5 protein-coding genes are annotated in these 4,192 nt (G+C 74.5%); 4 read left to right on the top strand and 1 reads right to left on the bottom strand.

Annotation, left to right across the window (positions count from 1 at the left end; genetic code table 11):
* Positions 1–733: caspase family protein (locus GTW67_RS26495; protein ID WP_161167303.1), on the bottom strand; the 733-nt coding region annotated here is incomplete at its 3' end.
* A 203-nt stretch (positions 734–936) separates the two neighbouring features.
* Here GTW67_RS26495 and GTW67_RS26490 point away from each other — a divergent pair.
* The 4 genes from GTW67_RS26490 to GTW67_RS26475 all read left to right on the top strand — a co-directional run bounded on the left by GTW67_RS26490 (position 937) and on the right by GTW67_RS26475 (position 4,093).
* The gene (locus GTW67_RS26490; RefSeq protein WP_161167302.1) at positions 937–1,464 is read left to right on the top strand and encodes a hypothetical protein; all 528 of its coding nucleotides are present in this window, start codon (positions 937–939) and stop codon (positions 1,462–1,464) included.
* A gap of 63 nt (positions 1,465–1,527) precedes the next feature.
* On the top strand, positions 1,528–3,300 hold the full coding sequence (locus GTW67_RS26485) for a hypothetical protein (protein WP_161167301.1): 1,773 nt from the start codon (positions 1,528–1,530) through the stop codon (positions 3,298–3,300).
* Positions 3,297–3,527, top strand: a complete 231-nt coding sequence (locus GTW67_RS26480; RefSeq protein WP_161167300.1) for a hypothetical protein — start codon at positions 3,297–3,299, stop codon at positions 3,525–3,527. Before GTW67_RS26485 ends, GTW67_RS26480 begins: the two co-directional genes overlap by 4 nt.
* Positions 3,524–4,093 (top strand): hypothetical protein, encoded by a 570-nt coding sequence (locus GTW67_RS26475; protein ID WP_161167299.1) that lies wholly within the window; start codon positions 3,524–3,526, stop codon positions 4,091–4,093. The genes GTW67_RS26480 and GTW67_RS26475 overlap by 4 nt, the downstream gene beginning before the upstream one ends.
* The last annotated feature ends 99 nt before the right edge of the window (positions 4,094–4,192 follow it).

The following is a 4,192-nucleotide window of genomic DNA, read 5'->3' as shown; positions in this document are numbered from 1 at the left end:
GCAGCAGCACCGGCTGCTGTTCGCGCCCGGCCCGCGCCACCCGGCCGGCGGCGGCCGCCAGCAGCTGCCGGCAGGTCGCGTCCGGCGCCGCGTCGCGCGCCGCGCCGATCAGGGCGTGCGTGAAGACCCCGTGCTGCCGCCCGTCGAACCAGTCCTCGTACGACGGCTGGTTCAGCCGGCTCGCCGCCATCAGCAGATGCCCGCCGGGCGCCTGGACCACCGCCTCCCGCGCCGCCGCACCGCCCGCCGGGAGCTTCCAGGCGGGGCTCGGCGCCGCGTACCGCAGTCCGGCCGGCCGCCGGGTCGCGCCGCCCGAGTGGCAGCAGTCCAGCACCGCCGTGACCTGGGCGCCGCCCGCCGCGACCGTGTTCAGCAGCGCGCCGAGCCGCTTGTCGAGCAGCGGGCCGTCCACGCACAGCACCGCCTGGTTCATGCCGGTCGCCTCGACGAGCAGGTCCGCCCCCGCGGCGGGCACCTGCGTGCCGTGCCCGGAGAACCACAGCAGCGCCGTGTCCCCGGGGCCCGCCTTCCCCAACTCCCGTACGACCGCGTCCTCCACGGCCGTCACCGTCGCCGCACCGTCCAGCAGCACGGTGACGACCGCCCGTTCCCCGGCGAGGTCGCCGACCAGCCTGCGCGCCTCGGCGATGTCGTTGCCGCAGCCGGTCAACGCCGGTGCCACCTCGGCCGGATAGCCGTCCACTCCCACCAGGAGCGCATGGATCTTCCCCATGCCGGAGAGTCTGTCAGTGCCGGCGACACCGCACCGCGCGAACCCGATGACCGAACCGGGTCCATTCCGGGCGTGTTCCGGTCACCGACAGGTCGTTTGGTGATTGGAGTCGCGCTCTTGACGGAACGTCATTACGCTTCGTTTCCCGTGCATCACGCAACCGGTCCTCCGGTGCGCGCCACCCATGACTCTCGGGGGACACCATGGGGTACGCAGAGAACCCACGCCGCATCGTCCGGCCCGGACAGCAGGGGCCACAGGGACAGTCCGCCCGGCCCCTGTCGACACCGGGCGCCGGCCGCCGCCTGGTCGGCGACCTCGGTACACCCCGGCGCCAGACCTCCGGCGCCCCGGGCCCGGACGTCACCCGCCGCGAGCTGTACCGCCCGCGCCCGAAGTCCCTGCGCGACGCCCTGCACCGCCTGGACGCCGGGATCGACGACCCGGCCTGCCGCTCCCTCGCCGAGTGGATCCGCGAGGAGTACGCGACGACGTACGGCGCGGTCCCGCTCGGCTTCGTCGCCCGCTGCTACCTCGGTCCGCCCTACGTGGACCACCAGCTCAACCTCTTCGGCGTCATCGTGCGGCACTTCGCCCCCGCCGAGCCCATGCCCGACCCGTACTCCTCGGCCCGGATGCTGGCCCGCTCCGGCGGCTACGCCTACGTCGAGGTGTACAGCGACGGACTGATCCTGCCGGTCCTCGAGGACGGCACGGTCGTACGGCCCTGATCCACCCCCGCCCCGAGCAGCACGCCGGTCCCCGAAAGCCCCGCACGTGAACGGAGTTCGCGCATGTCCGAGGTCGACTACGCACTGCACCGCAAGGTGCAGGAGGTCAGCAACCTCGTCGCCAGACTCACCGAACAGGTCGGCTCGGTCTCCGGCCAGGTCTCCACCGTCGAGTCCAACCAGCAGCAGACCCGCACCGAACTCCAGGAGCTGCGCGACGAGTTCCTCGCCTTCGTACGGCAGGCCGAGACCACCGCCAACGTGCAGCGCGCCGAGACCCGCATCGGCGTCATCGAGGACAAGATCGACCACGAGTACGGCCACCACAAGACCGTCCGCCGCACCGCGGTCGGCATGCTCCAGGCCTTCGACGTCGGACTGGTCTCCGAGGACAACGTCCGGATGGTCAGCGACCAGCTGATGATCCAGACGCCGCGCTACTGGCTGGCGCCCGCCCTCGTCGCCCTCGCCTCCTGGTCGGCCGACGACCGGGGCCTGTGCGAGCGCGCCGTCGACGAGGCCTTCCGCCGCTCGCCCGACCGCACCGCGCTGTTCTTCGCCCTCGTCCTGCGCCGCCAGGGCCGCCGCGAGGGCGCCGTGCGCTGGCTGCGGCACTACCTGACGGCCCAGGACCCGGCCTCGCTCGGCCGCGAGTTCGCCGTCATCCTGGAGGCCATCGCCCAGGGCGCCTTCGGCGTCGTCGGCCGCGACCTGCTGGACCGCACCCTCGCCGAATGGCGCGCCCAGCTCGCGGACAGCGCCGACGCGCAGGCCAAGCAGGTCAGGCGCTGGCGCGACGAGATCGAGGCCCTGCGCGGCCCGTCCGCCCAGCAGGAGTACCCGCGGCTCGCGGCCGTCTCACCGCAGTGGCCCCAGCTCGACGCGGTGCTCTCCGGCGCCCGCGGCCAGCAGCTCCTGCTGGACAAGTACCGGGCCGTCCTCGACCGGGAGTACACGCCCTCGGACCGCATCGAGGACGCCGTCGACGACATCCTCGACCGCCTCGTCTCCGAGTACGACAACGACGAACTGCCGCTGCGCCGCGACCTCGCCTTCAACCAGGCCGTCATCGACCACGACGGCGACCTGGACACCGCGCGCCGGGTCGCCGACGCGGACGCCGCCTCGTACGAGGAGACCCTCGACTACCTGACCGTGCAGACCACGGCCGCCCTCAACCCGGAGGCCATCGGCACCTCACCGGCCACCCAGCGCCTGGCCGTCGTCGCCTGCCACGAGTGGTTTCAGCACGCCCACGCCGGGCACACCCGCGACTACCGGGCGGCCATGCCGCAGGACGTCCAGGCGCACTTCGACACCGCGTACACCGTCGCCGCCCAGTCCTTCCGGCTGCCGCCCTGGACCGGCTCGTTCACCCAGCCCCTGGCCACGCTGGAGAAGGCCCTCGCCGACCACTGGGACCGGCACATGACCCCGTTCATCGAGGCGCTCGGCTACCCGGTGCTGAAGAAGGCCGCGCCGCTGATCGCGGTGATCGTCGGCATCCTGCTGTTCATCACGCAGGTGAGCGTCGGCTTCGCGCTGGGCGCCGCCGCCGTCGTCGGCGTCGTGTGGGGCCTCGTCCTGCACAACGGCGCCCAGGCCGCCCGGCGCAACCAGGACACCGCCCGCCAGGCCCTGGAAGCGGCCAAGACCGAGTCCCTGCACGCCCTGCGCGGCGCCTCCGCCGAACTCACCGACTGGTACGAGAAGTTCCGCACCGCCGACCAGGTGGAGGCCAAGGTCCGCGAGCTGATCGCGTCCCTGAGGACCCAGGGCGGCCCGGCCTCGCCGTTCGAGGGCCGCACCGTACGCCAGGAGGACGACAACCGATGACCACGCCCAGCACCCCGCCCCACCCCCGCCCGGCGCCGGACGCGTCCCCGTGGGCGGGCTCCGCCGACGCCGGACGGACCCAGTCCTCCCCATGGGGCGCCGTCCGCCGGCCGCAGCAGGAACGCGTCACCAGCAGGCTGCGCAAGCTCGTCGAGGGCCTGCCCGACTGGGAGCCGCTGCCGCCCGGCGAGACCCTCGTCCGCCGCCCCGGGAGCACCGCCCCGTGAGCGGGCTGTGGGGCGACGGCGGCGCCTACCAGGCCTGGGCCGACTTCCTGCGCCGCTGGGCGGCCCGCGAGCCCGTCGACCCGGCCGCCCTGCCCGCCCTCACCGACGGGCACTACGACGCCGAGACCTGGGTACGGCTCGGCGCCCACCTCACCAGCGCCTTCAACACCCGCCTCGGCTCCTGGGCGGACGCGCTGGTGCGGGCCCTGGACCAGGCACGCGACGAGTTCAGCTACGGCCGCGAACTCACCCAGGCCCGCGCCGGACTGCGCGAGGTGCGCGCCCTGGCCGCCCACCCCGGGCTGCCCGAGTCCCTGCGCACCGAACTGCTCCGCCTCGTGGACCAGCAGATCCCCCACGTGCAGGAGCAGCTGGAGCACCAGCTCGCCGAGGAGGAGCGCCGCGGCGCCGACCGCCGCCTGCTGGAACGCCGCCGCCGCACCCTGCGGGACAACGCCCTCACCGGCGTCCTCGCCGCGCCCCCGCCGGCCACGCCCGCCGTGTCCGACCCGTGGGCGGCCGACGTCCCCGGCAGCCCGCCCCGGCGCCGGATCGTGCCCGGCTGACCCCTGCCGGGGCCCCCGCACCGCCCCGCCCCGTACCGGCACGCGCACTCCGTCCCGCACCGTCCCGCCCCGGCACGCGCACCCCGCCCGCCCACCTCG

The sequence above is a fragment of the Streptomyces sp. SID5910 genome (assembly GCF_009862125.1).
Lineage (GTDB): Bacteria > Actinomycetota > Actinomycetes > Streptomycetales > Streptomycetaceae > Streptomyces.
The sequence above is the reverse complement of the archived record's forward strand: the minus strand, read 5'-3'. Positions and strand labels throughout refer to the sequence as shown.

Excerpts from the sequence above, each read along its gene's own strand:
- GTW67_RS26480 (WP_161167300.1), top strand. The coding sequence starts at position 3,297 with ATGACCACGCCCAGCACCCCGCCCCACCCCCGCCCGGCGCCGGACGCG.
- GTW67_RS26485 (WP_161167301.1), top strand. The coding sequence starts at position 1,528 with ATGTCCGAGGTCGACTACGCACTGCACCGCAAGGTGCAGGAGGTCAGC.
- GTW67_RS26490 (WP_161167302.1), top strand. The coding sequence starts at position 937 with ATGGGGTACGCAGAGAACCCACGCCGCATCGTCCGGCCCGGACAGCAG.